This is a genomic window from Polaromonas sp., from assembly GCF_012927485.1.
Lineage (GTDB): Bacteria > Pseudomonadota > Gammaproteobacteria > Burkholderiales > Burkholderiaceae_C > Polaromonas.
Genome location: NZ_JABBPC010000008.1, coordinates 65,553 through 87,468, shown reverse-complemented (window position 1 = coordinate 87,468; position 21,916 = coordinate 65,553). Strand labels below are relative to the sequence as shown.

Annotated in this window: 23 protein-coding genes; 8 read left to right on the top strand and 15 right to left on the bottom strand. The window is 59.2% G+C overall.

Annotated elements, in window-relative coordinates; all coding sequences use genetic code 11:
* Window positions 1-154: 154 nt before the first annotated feature.
* The 4 genes from HHJ16_RS02490 (at window position 155) to mrdA (ending at window position 4,927) form a co-directional block, all read left to right on the top strand.
* Complete coding sequence (locus HHJ16_RS02490) at window positions 155-1,198, top strand: rod shape-determining protein (RefSeq protein WP_293640386.1); 1,044 nt, start codon at window positions 155-157, stop codon at window positions 1,196-1,198.
* 74 nt (window positions 1,199-1,272) lie between these two features.
* Entirely contained in the window at window positions 1,273-2,193 is a 921-nt protein-coding gene (mreC, locus tag HHJ16_RS02485) for a rod shape-determining protein MreC (RefSeq protein WP_293640385.1), read from the top strand.
* Complete coding sequence (gene mreD / locus HHJ16_RS02480) at window positions 2,190-2,708, top strand: rod shape-determining protein MreD (RefSeq protein ID WP_293640384.1); 519 nt, start codon at window positions 2,190-2,192, stop codon at window positions 2,706-2,708. The genes mreC and mreD overlap by 4 nt, the downstream gene beginning before the upstream one ends.
* A gap of 119 nt (window positions 2,709-2,827) precedes the next feature.
* Window positions 2,828-4,927: a penicillin-binding protein 2 gene (gene mrdA / locus HHJ16_RS02475; RefSeq protein WP_293640383.1), complete on the top strand. Its 2,100-nt coding sequence runs from the start codon at window positions 2,828-2,830 to the stop codon at window positions 4,925-4,927.
* Window positions 4,928-4,976: 49 nt separating this feature from the next.
* Here the strand turns inward: mrdA and HHJ16_RS02470 are convergent, their stop codons facing one another.
* The 5 genes from HHJ16_RS02470 to HHJ16_RS02450 form a co-directional block, all read right to left on the bottom strand.
* The gene (locus HHJ16_RS02470) at window positions 4,977-5,735 is read right to left on the bottom strand and encodes a TSUP family transporter (protein WP_293640382.1); all 759 of its coding nucleotides are present in this window, start codon (window positions 5,733-5,735) and stop codon (window positions 4,977-4,979) included.
* Between the two features lie 349 nt (window positions 5,736-6,084).
* Window positions 6,085-6,495: a hypothetical protein gene (locus HHJ16_RS02465; protein WP_293640381.1), complete on the bottom strand. Its 411-nt coding sequence runs from the start codon at window positions 6,493-6,495 to the stop codon at window positions 6,085-6,087.
* A gap of 171 nt (window positions 6,496-6,666) precedes the next feature.
* Complete coding sequence (locus HHJ16_RS02460) at window positions 6,667-7,053, bottom strand: rhodanese-like domain-containing protein (RefSeq protein WP_293640380.1); 387 nt, start codon at window positions 7,051-7,053, stop codon at window positions 6,667-6,669.
* Between the two features lie 21 nt (window positions 7,054-7,074).
* Window positions 7,075-7,425: a DsrE family protein gene (locus HHJ16_RS02455; RefSeq protein ID WP_293640379.1), complete on the bottom strand. Its 351-nt coding sequence runs from the start codon at window positions 7,423-7,425 to the stop codon at window positions 7,075-7,077.
* A gap of 18 nt (window positions 7,426-7,443) precedes the next feature.
* The gene (locus tag HHJ16_RS02450; RefSeq protein ID WP_293640378.1) at window positions 7,444-8,106 is read right to left on the bottom strand and encodes a metalloregulator ArsR/SmtB family transcription factor; all 663 of its coding nucleotides are present in this window, start codon (window positions 8,104-8,106) and stop codon (window positions 7,444-7,446) included.
* Window positions 8,107-8,185: 79 nt separating this feature from the next.
* On the opposite strand from HHJ16_RS02450, the gene HHJ16_RS02445 reads away from it, so the two are divergent.
* The gene (locus tag HHJ16_RS02445) at window positions 8,186-9,049 is read left to right on the top strand and encodes a sterol desaturase family protein (RefSeq protein ID WP_293640376.1); all 864 of its coding nucleotides are present in this window, start codon (window positions 8,186-8,188) and stop codon (window positions 9,047-9,049) included.
* A gap of 232 nt (window positions 9,050-9,281) precedes the next feature.
* Window positions 9,282-9,542 (top strand): hypothetical protein, encoded by a 261-nt coding sequence (locus HHJ16_RS02440; protein ID WP_293640374.1) that lies wholly within the window; start codon window positions 9,282-9,284, stop codon window positions 9,540-9,542.
* A 415-nt stretch (window positions 9,543-9,957) separates the two neighbouring features.
* Here HHJ16_RS02440 and HHJ16_RS02435 read toward each other — a convergent pair whose 3' ends face one another.
* Window positions 9,958-10,809, bottom strand: coding sequence for a metallophosphoesterase (locus HHJ16_RS02435; protein ID WP_293640373.1), 852 nt, complete (start codon window positions 10,807-10,809; stop codon window positions 9,958-9,960).
* Between the two features lie 313 nt (window positions 10,810-11,122).
* Here HHJ16_RS02435 and HHJ16_RS02430 point away from each other — a divergent pair, with 313 nt between their 5' ends.
* Window positions 11,123-11,305, top strand: a complete 183-nt coding sequence (locus HHJ16_RS02430) for a hypothetical protein (RefSeq protein ID WP_293640372.1) — start codon at window positions 11,123-11,125, stop codon at window positions 11,303-11,305.
* 116 nt (window positions 11,306-11,421) lie between these two features.
* Here the strand turns inward: HHJ16_RS02430 and HHJ16_RS02425 are convergent, their stop codons facing one another.
* Window positions 11,422-12,318: a LysR family transcriptional regulator gene (locus tag HHJ16_RS02425; protein ID WP_293640415.1), complete on the bottom strand. Its 897-nt coding sequence runs from the start codon at window positions 12,316-12,318 to the stop codon at window positions 11,422-11,424.
* 221 nt (window positions 12,319-12,539) lie between these two features.
* Here HHJ16_RS02425 and HHJ16_RS02420 point away from each other — a divergent pair, with 221 nt between their 5' ends.
* Complete coding sequence (locus tag HHJ16_RS02420) at window positions 12,540-12,974, top strand: hypothetical protein (RefSeq protein ID WP_293640371.1); 435 nt, start codon at window positions 12,540-12,542, stop codon at window positions 12,972-12,974.
* A gap of 69 nt (window positions 12,975-13,043) precedes the next feature.
* Here HHJ16_RS02420 and HHJ16_RS02415 read toward each other — a convergent pair whose 3' ends face one another.
* The 8 genes from HHJ16_RS02415 to HHJ16_RS02380 all read right to left on the bottom strand — a co-directional run bounded on the left by HHJ16_RS02415 (window position 13,044) and on the right by HHJ16_RS02380 (window position 21,701).
* Window positions 13,044-14,354 (bottom strand): acyl-CoA dehydrogenase family protein, encoded by a 1,311-nt coding sequence (locus tag HHJ16_RS02415; protein ID WP_293640369.1) that lies wholly within the window; start codon window positions 14,352-14,354, stop codon window positions 13,044-13,046.
* 80 nt (window positions 14,355-14,434) lie between these two features.
* Window positions 14,435-15,919, bottom strand: coding sequence for a 4-hydroxy-3-polyprenylbenzoate decarboxylase (ubiD, locus tag HHJ16_RS02410; RefSeq protein WP_293640367.1), 1,485 nt, complete (start codon window positions 15,917-15,919; stop codon window positions 14,435-14,437).
* A gap of 1 nt (window position 15,920) precedes the next feature.
* Window positions 15,921-16,538: a UbiX family flavin prenyltransferase gene (locus HHJ16_RS02405; RefSeq protein ID WP_293640365.1), complete on the bottom strand. Its 618-nt coding sequence runs from the start codon at window positions 16,536-16,538 to the stop codon at window positions 15,921-15,923.
* Window positions 16,531-16,941 (bottom strand): putative zinc-binding protein, encoded by a 411-nt coding sequence (locus tag HHJ16_RS02400; RefSeq protein ID WP_293640363.1) that lies wholly within the window; start codon window positions 16,939-16,941, stop codon window positions 16,531-16,533. Before HHJ16_RS02400 ends, HHJ16_RS02405 begins: the two co-directional genes overlap by 8 nt.
* Entirely contained in the window at window positions 16,938-17,444 is a 507-nt protein-coding gene (locus tag HHJ16_RS02395) for an SCP2 sterol-binding domain-containing protein (RefSeq protein WP_293640361.1), read from the bottom strand. The genes HHJ16_RS02400 and HHJ16_RS02395 overlap by 4 nt, the downstream gene beginning before the upstream one ends.
* 123 nt (window positions 17,445-17,567) lie before the next feature.
* Window positions 17,568-18,461, bottom strand: coding sequence for a U32 family peptidase (locus HHJ16_RS02390; RefSeq protein WP_293640359.1), 894 nt, complete (start codon window positions 18,459-18,461; stop codon window positions 17,568-17,570).
* Between the two features lie 48 nt (window positions 18,462-18,509).
* The gene (locus HHJ16_RS02385) at window positions 18,510-19,577 is read right to left on the bottom strand and encodes a peptidase U32 family protein (protein ID WP_293640357.1); all 1,068 of its coding nucleotides are present in this window, start codon (window positions 19,575-19,577) and stop codon (window positions 18,510-18,512) included.
* 255 nt (window positions 19,578-19,832) lie between these two features.
* Entirely contained in the window at window positions 19,833-21,701 is a 1,869-nt protein-coding gene (locus HHJ16_RS02380; RefSeq protein ID WP_293640355.1) for a phosphoenolpyruvate carboxykinase (GTP), read from the bottom strand.
* Between the last annotated feature and the right edge of the window lie 215 nt (window positions 21,702-21,916).

Below are 21,916 nucleotides of genomic sequence, written 5' to 3'. Positions count from 1 at the left end.
TGTGAAATCGGGACTGGTTGCACTCATTAGGCGGTTTATAAGTGCCAAAAACAGTCTTTCGAAAGACTGTCGCCTAACTTCCCTGAATCATTAACTAAATATATAAAGGCGATGCAGCAACGAAGATTGCTCATGCCCAACCGGATTTTTGCATATGTTTGAAGCATTCCGTCGGTACTTCTCCACCGACCTGGCGATCGACCTCGGCACCGCCAACACTTTAATTTACGTGCGGGACCGCGGCATTGTGCTGGATGAGCCTTCCGTAGTGGCGATTCGCCACGAAGGGGGCCCGCAAGGCAAAAAAAGTATCCAGGCCGTTGGCCGCGAAGCCAAAGCGATGTTGGGCAAGGTGCCCGGCAACATCGAAGCGATTCGCCCCATGAAAGACGGCGTGATCGCCGACTTCACTGTGACCGAGCAGATGCTCAAGCAGTTCATCAAGATGGTGCATCCGCGCAGCCTGTTCAAGCCCAGCCCCCGCATCATCATTTGCGTGCCTTGCGGTTCTACCCAGGTCGAGCGTCGGGCAATCCGTGAGAGCGCCTTGGGCGCCGGGGCGAGAGACGTGTACCTGATTGAGGAACCGATGGCGGCAGCCATCGGCGCGGGCCTGCCTGTTTCGGAGGCCAGCGGCTCCATGGTGGTCGATATCGGTGGCGGCACCACTGAGGTAGGCGTCATCTCGCTGGGCGGTATGGTTTACAAAGGCAGTGTGCGGGTGGGTGGCGATCGCTTCGACGAAGCCATCATCAACTACATCCGCCGCAACTATGGCATGCTGATTGGCGAGCCCACGGCTGAAGCCATCAAGAAGTGCATCGGTTCAGCCTTTCCGGGCTCAGAAGTCAAGGAAATGGAAGTCAAGGGCCGCAACCTGTCGGAAGGCGTGCCGCGAAGCTTCACCATTTCGAGCAACGAAATTCTCGAAGCCTTGACCGACCCGCTCAACAATATCGTCAGTGCGGTGAAGAACGCGCTTGAGCAGACGCCGCCCGAGTTGGGGGCCGACATTGCCGACCGCGGCATGATGCTGACCGGCGGCGGTGCCCTGCTGCGCGACCTGGACCGCTTGCTGGCCGAAGAAACCGGTCTACCAGTGCTGGTGGCCGAAGACCCGCTGACGTGCGTGGTGCGCGGCTGCGGCATTGCGCTGGAGCGCATGGACCGGATGGGTTCGATCTTCACCTCGGAATAGCAGCCCTCTCACTACGACCCTCACGCCGCCCTTCACACTGACCGCAGGAAGCGGGTACCGCTTGACCGCGAACCATGTCCTTAGGAACCCTCGATAAATCACCTCCGCCCTTTTTTAAACAGGGACCTACGGCGTTTTCAAAATGGGTGTTCTTTAGCGCACTGTCGCTGCTTCTGATGGTCGCCGACGCACGCTTTCAAATCACCCAGCCGGTTCGCGCGGTGCTGATCACGGCCTTGTACCCGGTGCAGTGGCTGGCTCTGCAACCGGTACATTTATTCAAAAGCGGTAACAACTACTTGACCAGTCTGACCCAGGCTAAATCCGACAGTGAAGACGCCGGCAAAAAATTGGCGCTGCAATCGTTGCGCGCCGGCCAGGTCGAGCAGCTGATTCTCGAAAACAACCGGTTGCGTAACTTGCTGGGATTGCGCAAACAGCTCGCTACGTCGGTCATGGCTGCCGAAGTGCTGTATGACGCGGCGGACCCTTACACGCGCAAAGTCATTATCGACAAAGGCTTGCTCCAGGGGGTGGATCTGGGTTCGCCGGTGCTGGACGAATCCGGTGTCCTGGGGCAGGTCACGCGCGTCTATCCGCTGGTCAGCGAAGTCACGCTGGTGGTGGACCGTGATCTGGCCATCCCCGTGCTCAATGTGCGGACCGGCGCGCGCAGTGTGGCCTATGGCGACCCCACCGCTTCCGGCAGCGGGCTGGAGTTGCGCTTCATGGGCAGCAATTCTGACTTGCAGCAGGGCGACTTGCTGACCACCAGCGGGGTCGATGGCGTCTACCCTCCGGGTTTGCCCGTGGCCAAGATCAGCCGGATTGAGCGGCGCGCTCAGTCGGCTTTCGCCAAAATTTACTGCACGCCGCAAGCGCTCGTCTCAGGCGCACTGCACGTCATGGTGGTTAAGCCTCTCACGAATCAGATACCGCCTCGGCCCGATAGCGCTGCGCCAGACGTTCCCGCCAAGAAAAGAGCTGCCAAATGATTATGCGAACCGGGCAGCAATTGCTGTTACCCGCCAATCCGGTCTTTATTTGGTTCAGCCTGATTGCAGCGATGCTACTGGACATGCTGCCGTTGGGGCGCGTGCCCTGGATGCCGGACTTTCTGGCGTTGGTGCTCGTTTTCTGGAATGTGCACCAACCACTGCGGGTGGGAATTGGCGTCGCCTTTATCTTCGGCCTGACCATGGATGTGCACCAGTCTTCCCTGCTCGGGCAGCATGCGCTGTCTTACACGGCGCTGAGCTTTTTCGCCTCTATTATTCATCGCCGACTGCTCTGGTTCTCGGTGCCATCGCAGGCACTGCAGGTGCTTCCAATTTTTGCAGCAGCGCACGGCGTGGAGCTCGTTATCCGCATGCTAGGCGGCGGGATTTTTCCGGGCTGGGTCCTGCTGGTGGCCCCGCTTGCGGAGTCTTTGTTGTGGCCGGTCGTCAGCGTGCTGCTGCTGGTGCCCCAGCGCCGCGCGCCCGACCCGGATGAGAATCGACCGTTGTGAATGTGGCCTCCGCGCTGTTCACTTCGCGCCGCCTGCTGCTGGCCGAGGGAGCGAGGCGATTTTTCTGCCTTGCACCTGCGTTTCGCGGCACTTATTAGCGGGCGCCCAGTCTCATGTCCATGACTGAACTTAGAAACGTTGAAGTTGACCTGTGCCGCTTCCGTTCACGTGTACTGGTGGCCAGTCTGGTGGTGCTCTTTGCTTTCGCGTTGCTGATCGCGCGGCTGGTGTTTCTGCAGGTGGTTCGCCACGAGGACTTGAACGAACAGGCAGAAAGCAACCGCACCGCCATCGTTCCTATTGTCCCCAACCGCGGCTTGATTCTGGACCGCAACGGCGTCGTACTGGCGTCCAACTACTCGGCTTATACGCTCGAGATTACACCGTCCAAGATCGACAATCTGGATGAAACCATCACGGCGCTGGGGAAGGTGGTGGACATCCAGTTGCGCGACAAGCGCCGCTTCAAACGCCTGCGCGATGAGTCGAAGAATTTTGAATCACTGCCCATACGCACCCGCCTGACCGACGAGGAAGTGGCACGGTTCGCGGCGCAGCGCTTTCGTTTTCCGGGTGTAGACATCAAGGCCCGGTTGTTCCGCAGCTACCCCCTTGGGGAGTTGGGCAGCCACGTAATTGGTTATATGGGGCGCATCAACCCGGCGGAGAAGGAGATCATCCAGGATAGTGACGATGAAGGTAATTACCGCGGCACCGACTACATTGGCAAGCTCGGCGTTGAGCAAAGTTTCGAACAGCAACTGCACGGCACCACGGGTGTCGAACAGGTCGAAACGTCCGCCGCCGGTCGGGCCGTGCGCAAGCTTGCCACCAATCCCGCCACGCCCGGCGATACCGTCATGCTGTCGCTGGACATCCGGCTGCAAAAATTAGTCGAAGACATGTTCGGGAACCGTCGAGGTGCGCTGGTGGCGTTGGATCCGAAGACCGGCGACGTGTTGGCGTTCGTGAGCAAGCCGACGTTCGATCCCAACCTTTTCGTTGACGGTATTGATACCGAAAGCTGGCAGGCCCTGAACGAGTCTATTGATAAGCCGTTGTTGAACCGTGCACTTCGCGGCACCTACCCGCCTGGCTCGACCTACAAGCCGTTCATGGCCATGGCAGCGCTGCAAACCGGCAAGCGTTCGCCAAGCTTTATCGTCAATGACAACGCTTCCTACACATTTGGAGGGCACACCTTCCGCAGCCACGGCGACATCGCGTTGGGCGCGGTGGATATGTACCGCGCCATCGTGAAATCCAGCAACGTGTACTTCTATTCATTGGCCAACGACCTTGGCGTCGACACGATCCATGACTTCATGAAGCCGCTGGGCTTTGGGCAGATCACTGGTATCGACATTAACGGCGAAGTGCGCGGAGTGCTGCCTAGCCAGGAATGGAAGCGCAATACCTATAAAAAGCCAGAGCAGAAAAAATGGTATCTGGGTGAGACCATTTCCTTGGGAATTGGACAGGGTTACAACACTTTCACCATGCTGCAGCTGGCGCAGGCCACCGCAATTCTGGCTAACAATGGCATCAAGCACAAGCCGCGGCTGGTGATCGGCACGCAAGACCCGTTGACGCACACGATGCACCCGCTGCCCGCAGAACCTCCCGTCGATTTAGGCTACAAGGCCGAAAACCTGGCCATTGTCCACAAAGCGTTGGTGGGCGTGACGCTGGAAGGCACTTCGGCCAGAGTGTTTGCCGGGGCGGGTTATCTGAGTGCCGGAAAAACCGGTACGGCACAGGCGGTGACGATCGGCCAGAAGGACAAATATAACGGTGCCAAGCTGGAGGAGCACCAGCGCGATCACGCGGTGTATATGGCATTTGCGCCGGCTGACAACCCCAAAATTGCGCTGGCGGTAATCGTTGAAAACGCCGGCTGGGGTGCGGGTGTGGCCGCGCCCATTGCCCGTCGGGTGTTCGACTATGTGCTGCTCGGCCAGTATCCCAGCGAGGAAGACATGGCAGCGGTGCAGAAAGGGTTGGCTGGCGCACCGATTGGCAAACCACGTTTGGCGGCTGACATGGCCGGGCTGCTTGTAACCGGGGTGGGCGGTGCAGCGCCTGTACCCCCGGCGGGGCTGCAGGCTGCAGCGGCGGCGGCAAAAGTGGCTAAGGCCGCCAAGAAAGCGACGGCGATTGCCGAAGCGGTCAGCAAATTCGTACCACCCGTCACGGCGCTCGACCCGAACGCGGACTAGATCGGGCGCAGGCCTTGGGGCTTTAACCATGGTCCTAGCGACGTCACGACTATTTCAGAAAAGCGTCAAACCCGGTTTTCAAAATTAGCGTGCTTACTACCCCGATAAACACCAGACGCACGAAGCCCGCGCCGTGTTTAAGCGCCAGCCGCGTGCCGAGCAAGCTGCCCGCCACATTCGCCACCGCCATGGTCAAGGCGAAATGCCACCAGATATGTCCGGTGTAGGCAAACAGCGCCAGCGCCGCCAGATTGGTGGCGGTATTGAGGAGCTTGGCGGAAGCTGAGGCGTTTAGAAAGTCGTAGCCTAGCCAGCGCACAAACAAAAAGACTAAAAAACTTCCAGTCCCCGGGCCGAAAAATCCATCGTAGAAACCCAGCAACAGAGCTATGCAACAGGCAACAGCCGTTTCGGCATGGCCCGTAAAACGAGGCGTATGGTGCCGACCCAGTTCTTTCTTGACCAAGGTGTAGATCAGCACCGCCAGCAACACGAAGGGCAGTGCCTTGCGTAAAAATCCTGCGGAAATGCTTGTGACTAACCAGGCACCAGCCAACGAAGCGACAAATCCCATTGCTGCCGCGGGTAGCAACGCTGCCCATCGCAAGTTCACGCGCCGGGCATACTGAGCGGTAGCCACAGCCGTGCCCCATACCGAGGCCCCCTTGTTCACGCCGAACAGCGTGGCCGGTTGCGTGGTGGGAAAAACGGCAAACAGGGTCGGCACCAGAATCAGGCCGCCGCCCCCGACGATCGAGTCCACAAACCCTGCCGCCAAGGAGGCGAACGAAACAATCAATAACTCCATTGCGCGAATTGTCCCATTGCACGGAAACTTCTAATTTTGACCCTCTTTTTAGCGCGCAACGAATGCGCGTCTGGGCTACGAGGCGATTTCGATCAATAAATCGGGCTTGAAACCCAGCTGTTATCTTTTGCGCGCGTAGCCGGCGTGTATTTGATTCCAGGTGTATGTCGGAGAGGAGCTGGATATTCGCCCCGTGATTGTGCGGGAGAACCCACCTGTCTTTCACGCAGGCGACTTGCTGAAAAATGGTGTTGGCCCAGCTGAACCGTTTTTTCGCACCTCAACGGTAGCTGCCGCGCGCTGGTTTTCCCAACTGTCGGCGCCGCTTGAATATTGACCCTCCTTAGCGTCAAGTTTGGCTACACAAAGATCCGGTCACTGGATTAGCCACGTTCTGGGCAATGACAGAGACAAGCTCGTGAATTTCCTGGAAGGTGAAGTGCTCGACCAGACGGCGTCCATAAGCGGCCGGTAGACGAACCAAGCAAGATTGGCCGTCAGGCAACGTCACGGTAATGCCCATCACATCCCGAGCCTCGTCGCCCTCTGCAGCGTTGACCATATCTCGTTGCAGTTCCATCAACACCTCGTTTTCTGCCTCTATGGCCGACTGGATGTCCTCTGACAGCCCATCAGGTAGTTCAACCACAAACCCCTCGATCTGGTCAGGCCGAACCTGGCTGGAAATTCCGTGATTGGTAACAAAGCCAATGAAACGGTCTCGGAGCGCTTCGTCGAAAAAAATGTATTCGCTGCTCATGTAAAACTCCAGGAGAGGGCAAGTCGCCACCGATAGCGGGGTATGCCGACGGTGACCGGCCAATGCGCGAATCAGCGCCTGCACCCAGAATGGTAGCAAACCGCTTCAAGGGGTAGTTGCTTTTTCAGCCGTATCGGTACCTTCCTTGGCTTTCCATTCAGCAAAGCCGCCTTACAAGATGCACACATTCTCATAGCCGGCTACCCGCAGCGCAAAGCCAGCTTGGGCTGACAACAATCCCGTGTTGCAATAAAGCAGCACTGGCTTGTCTTTTGGAATGCGAGTTCGCTCGGCTAGAGTGCGGCGCCATTCGATGTTGACGGCGCCGGGAATGTGTTCTTTGGTGAACTGATCCTTATCACGGGTGTCAATGATGAAGAATTTCTTCCAGTCACCCTTCGGTATTTGCTCCGGCAAGATGGTGGCGCCTCCATAGTCAACGAAATCCAGATAGGACTCCATCGCCTCTACGACGGCTTTTTCTTCAGCAACGGCAGGAAACGGCCTGACTTGCAAGGCAATAGCCAGCAGCGTGGCTGTGATCAGGGGTAGTCTCATGTTTTCCTCCAGTCATTAAATTCAGAACACAAGCACTTTGTCAGCCTCGACGGTCCAGTCGGCTAGCTGTGCCAGAGTGCCGCGCTGGGCCCCCTCCATGATCTCTTCAACCCGCAGACCACGTGCGTCCATACAGGTGCCGCACAGCAGCACTTCGCCCTTGCGCGCGACCTTGCCCAGCATCAGTTGCGCGTTGTAATAACCCTCCGGTACTTTCTGCCCATTTTTGGCACAGGTCACCGCATCGGCCATCAGGAACATCCGAACTTGCTGTCCTTCTTTGCCGGCTACCGCTGCCGCCAGACGAAGTGCGTTGTAAGCTCGCTCGTTGCCATAAGGGGCATCGTTGAGGATGAACAGGATCGATGGCATAAGTTTCTCCCTAAGTAATCAGTTTTTTGCAATCGGCAGACCTGCTGCCAGCCACTCGCTCACCCCATCGAATGTTTTTCGGGCATGGTAGCCACGGGCTTGCAGCAGCTTGACCGCCTCGTTAGACATCAGGCAAAACGGGCCGCGACAGTACGCGACGATCTCGACGTCGCGGGGCAACTCGGCCAAGCGATGGGCCAGCTCCGACAACGGCAATGAGCGCGCATGCGGCAGATGGGCCGTGTTGTATTCGTTCTCGGGGCGGACATCGAGCACGATGATCTCGCCGCGTTTGGCCTGAGCCATCAACTCTTTGCCTCCCACGCTGACCATGCGGTCCGGCTCCGCCATCATCTGCTGCAGCGCCATGCGCAGTTCGACCAGATGCTCCTCCGCCACCTGGCGAAGCGTGACGCCTAGCTGAGCAACATCGCTCCCGGTGAGGCTATAAAACATGCGTTTGCCATCGCGACGGGTTTGTACCAGGCGGGCCTCCTTCAATGCCTTCAGATGCGCACTGGCCAGCTTGTTATCGATGGCCACTTCAGCGGAAATCGTCTCCACTGCCTTCTCACCCTGAGCCAGCATTTCCAGGATCTCCAGCCGCTTCGGGCTGGAAAGCGCCTTCCCCACACGGGCGACCTGCTCGTACAAAAGGTCTTTGAGTGATCGATTGTTCATGATTAATATTCTAACATCCGTTAGAATGAATGATTAATAAACTAACGCAAATTTTTGCGATAGATAAGTGGAGACGACTATGCAATTTGAACAGTTTGTCCTTGCGCACGAGCCGGCAATCCGGCTGAGTCTCTTCTTTGGCGGTTTCGCCTTGATTGGCATTTGGGAGGCGTTGGCGCCTCAACGTGTGTTGACCCTGTCCAGATACTTGCGCTGGGGCAGCAACCTTGGTTTGGTAGTCCTCAATACGGTGCTACTGCGACTGCTTTGGCCCGCCGCGGCGGTGGGAGTGGCAGCCTATTGCGCGGCCAATGGCTGGGGTGTACTCAACCATTTTCAGGTGCCGTTTTGGCTCGCCGTGCCGCTAGCCGTCATCGCCATGGATTTTGTTATCTGGCTGCAACACGTCATGGTTCACGCCGTCCCTGCGCTGTGGCGGCTACACCGTGTGCACCACGCTGACCTGGACTACGACCTGACCACCGGGTCGCGCTTTCACCCTGTAGAGATCGTGCTGTCGATGCTGATTAAGTTTGCCACCATCACCGTCCTGGGTCCGCCTATCGTCGCGGTGGTAATCTTTGAGGTAGTGCTCAGCACGGCGGCTATGTTCAACCACGGCAACATCCGTCTGCCTGCAACCCTGGACCGCATGCTACGCTGGATCATCGTCACGCCCGACATGCACCGCGTGCACCATTCCATCGAGGATGACGAGACCAACTCCAACTTTGGATTCAACTTGTCTTGGTGGGATCGCCTGTTAGGCACCTATCGCGAGCAGCCCCGCGCCGGCCAACTGGGTATGACTTTTGGTATTCACGGTCATACCGATCCGCGTGAGGTAGCACGTCTGGATGGCGTGCTGATGATGCCGTTCAAGGGTGAAGTGCGGGACTACGCCATCAACCACCGGACTTGGTCTGATCACCACATTTCATAATCAACAGGACTTTATTTCGCTGGTTCCTGATTCTGGGACTTCTGGCCATCATCGGCTTGGCCATGGCGTGGCGCGACCGCTTGGACGTTGCCGGGCTGCAGACTTGGGTGAAAGGTGCTGGGCATCGCTGCATCGCTGGCATTGATCGTAATGGCCATCCAGTGGGAGTATGCGGGCCGGACCTATCCGGCCATCAATGACATAGGCACCGATACCCAGGATGCCTTTTTTTTTGGCCACTCCTGTCCCTACAGACTACCCCTGGGCGAAGGTTGCTACCCTGCAGCGCGAGGCCTATCCAGACCTGGCCTCATTGAAACTGGCTATTCCGCCAAACCAGGCGTTTGCGCAAGCGCTGGCATTGGCCAAAGACAATGGCTGGGAGATCGTGTCCAATGTGCCGGCAGAAGGTCGCATCGAGGCGACTACCAAAAGACTGCTTTACGGCTTTACCGGCGAGGTGGCCGCGCCTGTGAAACCTGCTGATGGCTGATCGAAGGTCGACGTAAGGTCACGTTCCCGTCTTGGGCACATTGACGCGGAGTGAACGCAAAACTCATTCGACGGATAAACGGATAGACATTTCGACCGCATGCGGCCGACTATCGCAGCGTTGATCTGTCATCGTTGCGCTTCAAAACCCTCACCCGACCCGCAGTAACGCCCTGCCTGTCAGGTTCACCACCAAAATGCGCTTTTCTAGAGAGCAATTTCCAGTGCGCCGGTTACGCCAGGCCAAGGCTTACCCCACGCGCCGGAAATCACGATCAGCCTCAGGCTCATTCCTGCTTGGAAATACGCGAGCTGTTCACACTCCCACCTTGTTGGACAAGGCTACGAATCGTCCCTTTGCACGGAGACTTCTAATTTTGACCCGATTTTTAGCGCCTAACGAATGCACGTCGGGGCTACGAGTCGATTTCGATCAATAAATCGGGTTTGAAACCCAGCTGTTCTGCTTTGCGCGCGTAGCCCAGCGGGTTGGCGACCACGCGGCAGCCGTGACTCACGTAGTCATTGAAGCAGTGCAGATGCCCGTGTAACCACAGCTCCGCCCGTGGCAATAGTTCGTCGATGGAATTGCAAAATCCAGCCGTGCCCGGCGTGAGACCATAGCGGGGGTCAGCACTCAGCAGGCTGGGCGCAAAGTGTGTCACCACCACGGTAGGCCCTTTAAACGTCACTGCCAGCGCCTGCCGCAACCAGGCCTGGCTCTTCAACCCTTCTTCGCGCACCTCCTCGGCCATCAGGGGCCGGCCTTCGCGAAGAGAGTGGTTCTTCCTTAAATAGAAATTGGCAGCACGAAATGCTTTTTCGCGCGCCGCCAGTTGCTCTCCGATAGTGACGTTTCCGGTCCGCGCGTGATCGACGCTTAACGCATCGAAGTCTGTCCACAGCGTACAGCCCACAAAGCGCACACCGTGTATCACCACCGTTTCGCGCTCCAACCAAACCAAGCCCAATCGGTCGCAAGTCTCACGCAGCCGCGCATGCGTATCGTCAAAGTCGAGCCCGTCGTACTCATGGTTGCCGGGCAAAAAAGCCACCGGTGTCGGCCAGCCTGCGCCACCTTGGCTAACCGGAAGGGGCGAAAATCGCGCCAGCCCAAAGTCGCTGATGTTCAAGCTGCCCAGCAGCGAACCGCTCTGGTAAGAACCGATGTCACCGGCCAATACCAACAGATCTGCGCCGGCTAGCGGCTGCGCTTTGAAATGGGGATTTGATTCGAGGTGTATGTCGGAGAGGAGCTGGATATTCACCCGGTGATTGTGCGGGAGAACCCATCCCTCCTTCACGCAGAGGACTTGCTGAAAAACGGTATCGGCCCAGTTAATCCGCTTTTTCGCACCTCGTTGGTAGCTGCCGCATGCTGGTTTTCCCAGCTACCGATGGCTGGTGATCGGTATCCGCGAATCACGCTTTAGGCGCTCGTTATTGAGCGCGATATGTTCCTCAATTCTGTTATCTATGCTTTTTATGCATGACAAACTGACGACCGAAGCTTGTAAAGACAAGGGAAAACCCTTATCTTTAACTCATCGGAATCTTTCCCTAGAGAGTTGGTCAATTTATATGAAAAACATTCTTTCCCACCTCGCCCGTTTACTCTCCTCATCGCAACCCACCCGCGCGACGCTTTCGAATGACGTGGCGCAAAAACTGATGGAGCGCGCCGAGGCTGATGCAGGCCGTAACCCGCATCAGGCCCAAGAACTGCGCAGTGCTGCCTGCGCCTACCTTAGCGTCGTTCGCTGAAGTTCCGTATTGACGGTGGACAAGCCAGCAGGTCAGTCCAGGCTTTGGACTGCGCCGGAGCTACCGGGCTTTACGGGCGCCGTCTTATGTTTTAGATCAGTACAAGGTCAATGAAGTTATACGGTGAACGCCTTTTCCGCCGCGCGGCCGATTATCTGCCGCAACCATTGATGCGAACTAAGCTGTTGCGAGCGGCGGTGCCACATTGCATCGACATGCACGGGGGATACATCAAAAGGCAGCGGACTGAGCACCAGTTGTTCAGCGATGCCGGTTACCCGCACAAAATGACGCGGCAACACGGTGAGCAGATTCGAGTTGGCAACGACCCGACCCGCAGTAAAAAACTGATTCACGGTCAAAACCACCCGGCGTTCGCGGCCCAGGGACGCCAACGTTTCGTCAATTAATCCGTAAGGTCGACCGGAAAAGCTCACCAGCATGTGGCGCGCTGCGCAATACTGGTTGAGCGACAAAGGGCCGGTCGCCAGAAGGTGGCCTGCGCGCATAACGCAAACATACTCTCCGTCGTATAGGCGCTCGTGGGAAAAAGCGACCGCCTCGCCAGTTTGCGCCCGCACCGTCAGATCGGCTGGCACGGACGGGAAATGTCCCACCGCCAGGTCAGCCACTTCATCGTTGAGCAGACCGCGCGGATCGCGCGTCGTCAGCGGCACCACGCGCATCGACACGCCAGGCGCCTCCTGCTCAAGAATGTCAATCAGCCCGGGCATCAGCTCGGCTGCGGTGGCATCGGCCATGGCCAGCACGAAGGTGGTGGTGGCCTGGCCCGGTACGAACGCGCCTGGTGCGATCGTCGCCTGCAACTGCTCCAGCGCATCACGCACGGCGGGCCAGATGGCAATAGCGCGAGCGGTAGGGGCCATGCCTTGGCCGCTGCGCTGCACCAATTCATCCCCCAGCGTTTCGCGCAGACGGCGCAGGGCATTGCTCACGGCAGGCTGGGTCAGCGACAGGTTGCGCGCCGCCCGGGTGAGACTCCGTTCGGCCATGACTTCGTCAAAAACGCGAAGCAGATTCAGGTCCAGAGTACGAAAGTTGGGGGAACTCAAGAACGGTCCTCAGGTTTTCGCTGTATGGCGCAATAAGTTATCACCAACTCAAATGAGTAGCATCACAAAGATAAAGTTGAATAACATTAGTATTAACCCTAATATGCCGATATCCGCTGTAGCTCTTTGGGAGTGGTTCAGCTAAATAACCGGAGTCTTTCATGACTGCTTTCGTCAACCTCAAATATTCTGCTCAGCACTTGGTCGATGGCCATGCCGAGTCGGCCTATGACACTGCGCGGAAGATGCGCCAAGGTTTCTTCGGCACCCGCGGTTTGGCTACTTTCCTGCTTTCGGCCATGGCCGCCGCCGTCATGGTGATTGCCTACCGCTTACTGGGCAGCGTGACGGAAGGCCATCTGGTCGTAATGTGGATGGCGCTATGGGCCGTGGCATTTACTGCCCTCGCGCTCTTTGCGGGCATGGCCACCAATGTAGCCGCGCGCTTGAAAGTCGGCCTGAGTGGCTGGTGGCGCAAAATGGCCGAAAAGCGCTCCGACCAGCGTCTGTGGGCTCTGGCCAAGAGCGACTCTCGCGTCATGAGCGACCTCCAAATGGCCATCCTGCGCGAGGAAGCCAAAGCCGAACTCGCATAAAGAAAATGCGGCCGTTGTGCCTGACAGGCTAGTTTTGGCCTGCGATGCGTCTAGGTTTTTGATGCCCGCCTACCGGATGCGTGGCGGTGCCTGCAACTGTTCGGGGGTGGTGAAGTAGGCGGCGGTGTCACCCTTGTGGGCGCGTGCCTGCGCCAACTCGTATCGAGCTACGGTGCGCAGGTGGACCTCATCGGGTCCGTCCATCAGATGCAGAGCGCGGCCCCAAGTCCAAAAATAAGCCAGCGGGGTATCGGGCGACAAGCCCATGGCGCCGAACGCTTGCATAGCGCGGTCCACCACGCGCGTCTGCAGGCGAGCCGCCACCACCTTGATCGCGGCCACCTGCGCGCGCAGCAGTGCCGGATCGACTCCCTGTTGATCGAGCGTCCAGGCGGCGCGCAGCACCAGCAGCCGCACTTGATCGATCTCGATGCGGGACTCGGCAATCCAGTCCTGCACGTTCGAAAAATCCGACAGATATTTTCCGAAGGCTTGCCGCTCGAGCGTGCGCTCGGTGGTCAGTTCCAGCGCGAGCTCGCATTGCCCAATAGCCCGCATGCAGTGATGAATGCGCCCCGGGCCTAAGCGGGCCTGCGCCATGGCAAAGCCTTCGCCCCAGAGTCCCAGCAAGTGGTCAGATGGCACGCGGACATCGCGCAGCAGAATTTCGCAATGCCCTTCTGGCGCGTGGTGGTGGACCACGGGAATATTGCGCACCACCTGCACGCCAGGCGTGTCCAGTGGCACCAGCACCATGCTGTGCTGATGGTGGGCGCGGCCTTGGGATCCCGCTTCAGCCTTCGCGTCGTCGACATCGCTGCCATTGCGGCACATGACGATCAGCAGCTTGCAGTGTGGGTGCGCGGCACCAGTGATGAACCATTTGCGGCCGTTGAGCACCAGTTTCCCGCCTTCTCGCCGTACCGCGGTCTGCAGGTTGGTGGGATCAGACGAGGCAACGTCGGGCTCTGACATGGCAAAGGCGGAACGGATGTGGCCTTCCAGCAGCGGCTGCAGCCACTGCGCGCGTTGTGAAGGTGTGCCGAAACGATGCAGTAGCTCCATGTTGCCGGTGTCGGGTGCACTGCAGTTAAACACTTCCGAAGCCCAGGGCAGGCGGCCCATGATTTCTGCCAGCGGGGCATAGTCAAGGTGGCCCAGGCGCGTGCCGGGCTCGTCCTCTTGCAAATCGGGCAGGAATAGATTCCACAACCCTTCTTCGCGCGCCAAGGCTTTGAGGTCTTCTAAAAAAGGCGGCGGGTAAACGCCCTCTTGCACCGACCGGTACCAGGCGGCGTTGTAAGGCAGCAGATAGCGCTGCATAAAAGCTTCAAGGCGCTGGCGCAAAGCCTGCGCTCTGGGGGAATGGGCAAAGTCCATGCCGTATTGTCCAAGCGTCAGGGCGCGCTGTCAGAACGCAGGCGACACGCGTCGGGCCGAGTGACTTGCATCCTCACTGATCACAGTCCCAATGACTGGAAGATGCCGTCGACACGTGCCTGAACGGCAGCGTCCATGACGATCGGGCGGCCCCACTCGCGCTGCGTTTCGCCTGGCCACTTGTTGGTGGCGTCGAGCCCCATCTTGCTGCCCAGTCCACTCACGGGCGAGGCGAAGTCCAGATAGTCGATAGGCGTGTTTTCGACCAGTAGAGTGTCGCGTGCCGGGTCCATGCGCGTCGTCAGCGCCCAGATCACCTCGCACCAGTCGCGCGCGTCCACATCCTCGTCCACGACAACGATGAACTTGGTGTACATGAACTGCCGCAGGTGGCTCCACACGCCCATCATGACGCGCCGTGCGTGGCCGGGGTAGGCCTTCTTGATCTGCACCACGGCCATGCGGTAGCTACAGCCTTCGGGCGGAAGGTAGAAATCGGTGATTTCGGGAAACTGGCGTTGCAGGAGCGGAATGAACAGTTCGTTTAAGGCCATACCGAGCACCGCCGGCTCGTCTGGGGGCTTACCGGTGTAGGTGGAGTGATAGATCGGGTCGCGGCGTAGCGTGATGCGGTCCACGGTGAACACCGGGAACCAGGCCTGTTCGTTGTAGTAGCCTGTGTGGTCGCCAAACGGGCCTTCGAGCGCATGCTCAAAACCGCTGGGGTGGTTGGGATCGGGGTAAATATGGCCTTCGAGCACGATTTCGGCCGTCGCTGGCACGCGAAGGCTGCTGCCCAAAGCGCGTACAACCTCCGTGCGGGCGCCGCGCAGCAAGCCGGCAAACTGGTATTCCGAGAGGCTGTCGGGCACCGGCGTGACGGCACCCAGGATAGTGGCCGGGTCCGCGCCCAGCGCCACTGCCACCGGATACGGCTGCCCTGGGTGCAGGGCGCAATGGTCGCGAAAATCAAGTGCGCCGCCGCGATGCGCGAGCCAACGCATGATGAGCTGGTTGCGCGACAGCACCTGCTGGCGATAGATGCCCAGGTTTTGGCGCGGTTTGTGCGGTCCTTGCGTGATGACCAAGCCCCAGGTAATTAAGGGCGCCACATCGTCGGGCCAGCAATGCTGCACCGGCAGCCGCGCCAAGTCCACATCAGCGCCTTCCCATACCACCTGCTGGCATGGGGCAGATCCCAGCTCCTTGGGCGCCATATGCCACAGGGTCTTGAGCAGACCTCCCAGACCCAACATGTCCTTGAATCCCTTGGGCGGCTCCGGTTCCTTGAGCGAGGCCAGCACCTCGCCGAACGGGCGCAGCGCGCGCAGGTCTGACACCCCCATGGCCAGCGCGACGCGCTCGGGAGTGCCAAACAGATTAGCCAGTACGGGCATCTGGTGCCCAGTGGGGTGCTCGAACAGCAGGGCCGGCCCGCCGACGCGCAAAACGCGGTCACACAACGCCGTCATCTCGAGATACGGCGATACCGGCGCAGCCACCCGGCGCAGGCCGCCGGTCTGTTCCAGCTGAGCCATGAAGTCACGCAGGTCACGATAGGGCATGTCAATCCGGGGGTGGATTACACGCTGCATCGGGCCTTGCAAGCCCTTCCCAGCGCGGCGCCAGGTTATGGGGCACCGCGAGCAGGTCTAGCGCGCGCGCCACGCTGTAGTCCACGATATCGCTCACGGACTGCGGGCGTAAATAGAATGCGGGAAGCGGCGGGCAGACGATAGCGCCCATCTCGGTCACGCTGATCATGTTGCGCAGATGAACCAGATGCAGCGGCGATTCCCGCACCATCAGGATCAGGCGCCGACGCTCCTTGAGCACCACGTCGGCTGCGCGGGTGATGAGGTTGTCCGACAGGCCGTGCGCCACCGCCGCCAGTGTGCGCATCGAGCAAGGCGCTATCACCATGCCGCTGCAAGGAAAGGAGCCACTGGCAATCGTGGCGCCCACGTTGCGCACATCGTGCACCTGATCGGCCAGGGCCTCGACAGCAGCGCGGCTGCTGCTCTGCTCCTGGTGGAGATTGCACCAGCCAGCATCCGACACCACCAAGTGGATCTCAATGCCCGGCAGGGTGCGCAATACCTCTAGCAGGCGCACACCGTATACCGCGCCGCTCGCACCCGAGATGGCGACGATGATACGGCGTGAGGGTGAACTATCAGCCATGGGCCTGCGCCGGTTCTGCAGCAGCCTTCGCCAGCGCTGCGGTCCGCAGATCAGCCTCGACGCGCTCAAGCACCCGTCGCGCTTGCTCTGCATCAAAGTCCTCATGTTGGCGTTTTTTCACACCGTATTGCTGCAGCTGGTAGTGGCGGTCGGCGGTGATGCCGTGACGCGCCAAACAGCTTTGTACGCAGACCAGCGAGCACCCGTCGAGCGCAACAATGGACCTGCCGGAGCGTGCAATCTTCAGTAGATAGGGCACGTCGCCGCCGACGCCGGCAATGCAGGACATTTCGGCGACACCGCGCCGGTCCAGTTGCAGCGCAACCTGGTTGGCCAGCTGCGCGGCGCTAGAGCAACCCGAACAGGAATACACCAGCGGAAGGCGTGTTTCAAAGGTGCTCATGCCTTCTCTCGGAAATCGCGCGGGGCCTCTCCGGCAGACCGCCAGAGGGTGAACCGGGCAAGCAGCTGCTTTGGCATCCAGTGCTGCAGATCGAGCACGGGAAGCTCCAAAGCGTCAAGCGCGTTCTTGACCACCAGGCCCAGTTCTGTGTCGCCCTCAATCGACAGCCGGCGGCTAAAGAACAGCGTATCCGGATCTTCCTGTCGCTGGGCGAGGCGCAGAAAATCATGGGCGCTGGCACTCAGGATCAGGTCGGTGGACTGTTGCTCGGGGCAGGCAGCGAAGCACTGACCCCTCCACGCAAAATCGAACGTCAGCCGCGCATCACGAACATGGATGCGCAGTTTTTTTTCCAACAGAAACTGGCGCACGTCGGCAGGAAGGTGGCGCGCCAAGCCTACATTGAGCGCACTCACAAGCAGCACCGAGCCCGGGTAGGCGGGCAGACGGGCCAGTAGCGATGCCGCGGCGACGGGAAGCACAAAAGAAGACGACGAGTTCATTGCAGTCCAGAAGGTGATACCGCGCAGCACTGCGCGGTAAAGAAATGAGAGGTGCAGTCCAGCACAAACAGGCGCCGCAGGCGATGGCAGACGGAGCTAAAAATCTCGCCGTAATACATGGCCTCAGACCGGTACGGTCTGCTCCATGCCAGGACGGCCGTGCCAGTAGCCGTTGCAGCCTTGGTCCGGCATCAGGGGTTGCGTGCGCGCCAACGCCTCCTTCGGCGACAGCGCCTGCGTGCGCGCTGCATCGAACACATCGATCACCTTCGCCATGTGGTGCGCCTGCGGACTTAGGCGAATCACCTCCACGCCCAGCGCGCGCATGTCGCCAAGCGTGTTCACCAGGTTGTAGACCCGCGCGGACTGCGTTTGCGTGCCGTTAAGCACCAGAAATTCTTCACGCTCGCGTGTCCTGAGCATCTGGCCATCAGGATGATCCATGCAACTGAAGCGGCAGTCATCTTTCGGTAAATTCCGATGCCTTGCGGTGAAACAGCGTGCCGAATAAGCCAGCGGCATGCGGCCGTATGCGAACACCTCGGTCTGCAGGCCGGTGGGACGCTCCTGCTGAAGCTGGGCCAGATCCTCCCGCTTCATCTCCAGCGGCATGACCCAGCGGCTCGCGCCTAAAGACGCCATCCACCGCAACGAGGCGAGGTTATAGAGGTTGAGGTGCGGCCCGGCCACGAACGGCCCCTTGCCCGCCAGACAGCGCACGGCGCCCATGTCGTTGGCTTCGACCAGAAAATCGCCGTTGTCCGTGATCTTGTGCATCGTACCCACGTCCGCGCCCGACTCCAGCAGCACCTGCGAGGAAAGCACCACCTCTTTGCCCGCATGACGCAAGCGAGCGGCGATCTCCAGCCAGTCGGCAAGGCGCAGTTCATGACGGCGCGAACACACAGTTTCGCCGAGGTACACCACGTCGATCGGCGCGGTGGCCATAGTGCTGTAGAAACTGAGAACGGTATCGCGCTGCCAGTAATACAGCAGTGGGCCCAAGGCAATTTTCATGGTGCGGATTTCCGGCTTCTCAAGCCCGTGGTACGTCGGTTCAAAGTATTATTTCCAGGGCCGGTGGTAGGCACCGAGCGTGTGCTGCTGGCCTTCGGCCACCTTGTCCAGACTGCTCATCCAGGTCGCTTTCGGCGAGTAGCGGTGCGGATTACCGACACAGTTGTCGATGGCTTCTCGCCAGACCCGGGTGACTTGCCCCACATAAGCGGGGCTGCGTTGGCGGCCCTCAATCTTGATGGCACGGACGCCAATCTTCATCAGTTGCGGCAACAACTCGAGCGTGTTCAGGCTGGTGGGTTCTTCGATGGCGTAATAGCTTTCTTCGCTGCCCACCTCGAAGCGCCCCTTGCACAGCGTGGGATAGCCGGCACTTTCGCCCTCGGCATAGCGGTCAATCAGCACGCCGTTCAGACGCGACTCCAACCCTTTAGGGGTTTCTTGCCAGCGTACTGCCTTGGCGGGCGAACATACGCCGTGCGTGTTCGGCGACTCGCCTGTGACGTACGACGACAGCGCGCAACGCCCCTCCACCATCACGCACAGGCTGCCAAAGCCGAACACCTCGATCTCGACCGGCGTCTTTTCAACCACCTGCTGCACCTGCGCCAGCGACAGCACGCGTGGCAGTACGGCACGCACCACGCCAAACTGTTCGCGGTAGAAATTAATGGCGTCATGGTTGGTGGCAGAGCCTTGAACCGACAAGTGAAGGCGTAATTGCGGATGCTGCAGGGCTGCATATTGCATCAGTCCCGGATCCGCCAAAATCACGGCATCCACGCCAAGATCGACGGCCTTGTCCAAAGCCGTTCGCCAGGGCTCTGGCTTCGACGCCTGGGGGTAGGTGTTGAGCGCCATGAAGACCTTGCAGTGGCGCTGGTGGGCGTAGCGAAGACCTGTGGCGATGGCGACCTCGTCAAAATTGAGACCGGCGAAATTGCGCGCGTTGGTGGCATCGCGCAGGCCCAAGTAGACGCAGCTGGCGCCATTGTCCACAGCGGCTTTCAGGGCTGGCAGGCTTCCGGCCGGGCACACCAGCTCCAACGGTCGGAGACCAGAAGTGGCGGGGTCGGAAGGCGCCACAGCCGAAGTAAGTGAAGTCGAGGATTCCATGCAGATAGGGTTCTGATGCCGACCCCAAAGCAGAGCCTTCGCATGGCATTGAAGGTTACGCCCGTCTTCTTCTGCTCCTTTTGATGTTTGTCAATCCGGCGCCACAATAGCAGACAGTTTTACTCAGGCTTGTCGTCGCCGATTCTTAAACCGGTTCGTATTTTTATGGGCGTAAAAAAAGCCACCCGGTCAGGTGGCTTTTTTGCGTACGGGCGGCTTGGCCGAGGCGTCACCTCAGCGCTTCCAGCGTGCCGGTCAGGCTGCCAGACGGCGCTCAATCGCGGTTTTGGTCTCCGCAAGCTCTTTTGGCAAATGATGCTCGAGTTGTTTAAATAGCGCCGTGTGCAGTTCCAACTCCTTGAGCCAGTCGGCTTTGTTCATGCTGGTGACGGTGTTGAACTGCTCAGCGCTGAAGTCGAGGCCGGTCCAGTTCAGGTCTTCATAACGGGGGCTGATGCCGGTGATGTTTTCTTGGCCCTTGGCCTTGCCTTCAATACGGCCAATTATCCACGCCAGCACGCGCATGTTTTCGCCGTAGCCAGGCCACGTGAACTTGCCGTCTGCGCCCTTGCGGAACCAGTTGGTGGTGTACATACGCGGCAGCGTAGCACCTGCCGCTGCCAGCTTTTTACCCATGTTCAGCCAATGCTGAAAGTAGTCGCTCATGTTGTAGCCGGTAAACGGTAGCATGGCGAACGGGTCGCGGCGCACCACGCCAGCCTGGCCGGTGGCGGCGGCGGTGGTCTCGGAGCCCATGGTTGCAGCCATGTACACGCCTTCCACCCAATTGCGGGCTTCGGTCACCAGTGGCACGGTGGTGGAACGGCGGCCACCGAAGATGAAGGCGTCGATCGGCACGCCTTTCGGGTCATCCCAGGCGCTGTCGAGCGCCGGGTTGTTGGTGGCAGCTACGGTAAAACGGGAATTGGGGTGGGCGGCTTTGGCGCCGGTTTCCTTGGCGATTTGCGGCGTCCAGTCCCGGCCTTGCCAGTCGATCAGGTGAGCAGGCAGTGCCTTGCCGGGCGCATCCCGCTCCATCCCTTCCCACCACACGTCGCCATCGTCAGTAAGCGCGACATTGGTAAAAATCGTGTCACGATCCAGGCTGCGCATGCAGTTTGGGTTGGTGAGCAGGTTGGTACCGGGTGCCACGCCAAAGTACCCCGCCTCGGGGTTGATGGCATAAAGCTTGCCGTCTGCAGCGGGTTTGATCCAGGCAATATCGTCGCCAATAGTGGTGACTTTCCAGCCTTCAAAACCCGCGGGCGGCACCAGCATCGAGAAGTTGGTCTTCCCGCAGGCAGACGGGAAAGCGGCCGCCACGTGGTATTTTTTGCCTTCGGGATTTGTGACGCCCAAAATCAGCATGTGCTCGGCCAGCCAGCCCTCGTCACGGCCCATGTTGGACGCAATGCGCAGCGCAAAACACTTTTTGCCCAATAGCGCGTTGCCGCCATAGCCAGAGCCGAAGGACCAGATCTCGCGGGTCTCGGGGTAATGCACGATGTATTTGGTCTTGTTACACGGCCATTTCACATCTTTCTGGCCTTCGGCCAACGGTACGCCCACCGTGTGCACGCAAGGTACAAAGTTGCCATCCGTGCCCAGCACCTCAAACACGGCTTTGCCCATCCGCGTCATTATTTTCATGTTGACGGCCACATAAGGGCTGTCTGTCAACTCCATGCCAATGTGCGCAATCGGCGAGCCCAACGGGCCCATGCTGAAAGGCACAACATACATGGTGCGCCCCTTCATGCAGCCATCAAACAAAGGCTGCAGCGTGGCGCGCATTTCGGCCGGAGCCATCCAGTTGTTGGTCGGGCCAGCGTTTTCTTTTTGGGCCGAGCAAATGTAGGTACTGTCTTCTACGCGCGCCACGTCGCTCGGGTCGCTCTGCGCCAGAAAGCTGTTGGGACGCTTGCTTTGATTGAGCTTTTTAAAGGTCCCTGTCTCCACCAGCTGCTGGCACAGGCGTTGGTATTCGGCGTCGCTGCCGTCGCACCAGTGCACCTCATCGGGTTTGCACAAAGCCACCATGTCGGCGACCCAGGCGATCAGTTTCGCATTCCGGACGTAGCTGGGCGTGTTGAGCTTCAGCCCTTGCATCACAAGTTGATTCATCGAAAAACTCCAAAGTTAAAAAGCGTTTTTTCGATAAACGTCTGGCGATGGGCAGTAGCATCGGCAACTGCCCATCCAGACGTTTGTCAAAATGACGCTCGACGACGCTTCAAATGAGGCCGTCACAGCCAGAAAGAAGCAGCGCGTACGATCAAAGAGTAACCAAGTTTCGGTCGGCGAGCGGAACCGCAGCTGAGGATGGGCTGCGGCGCAAC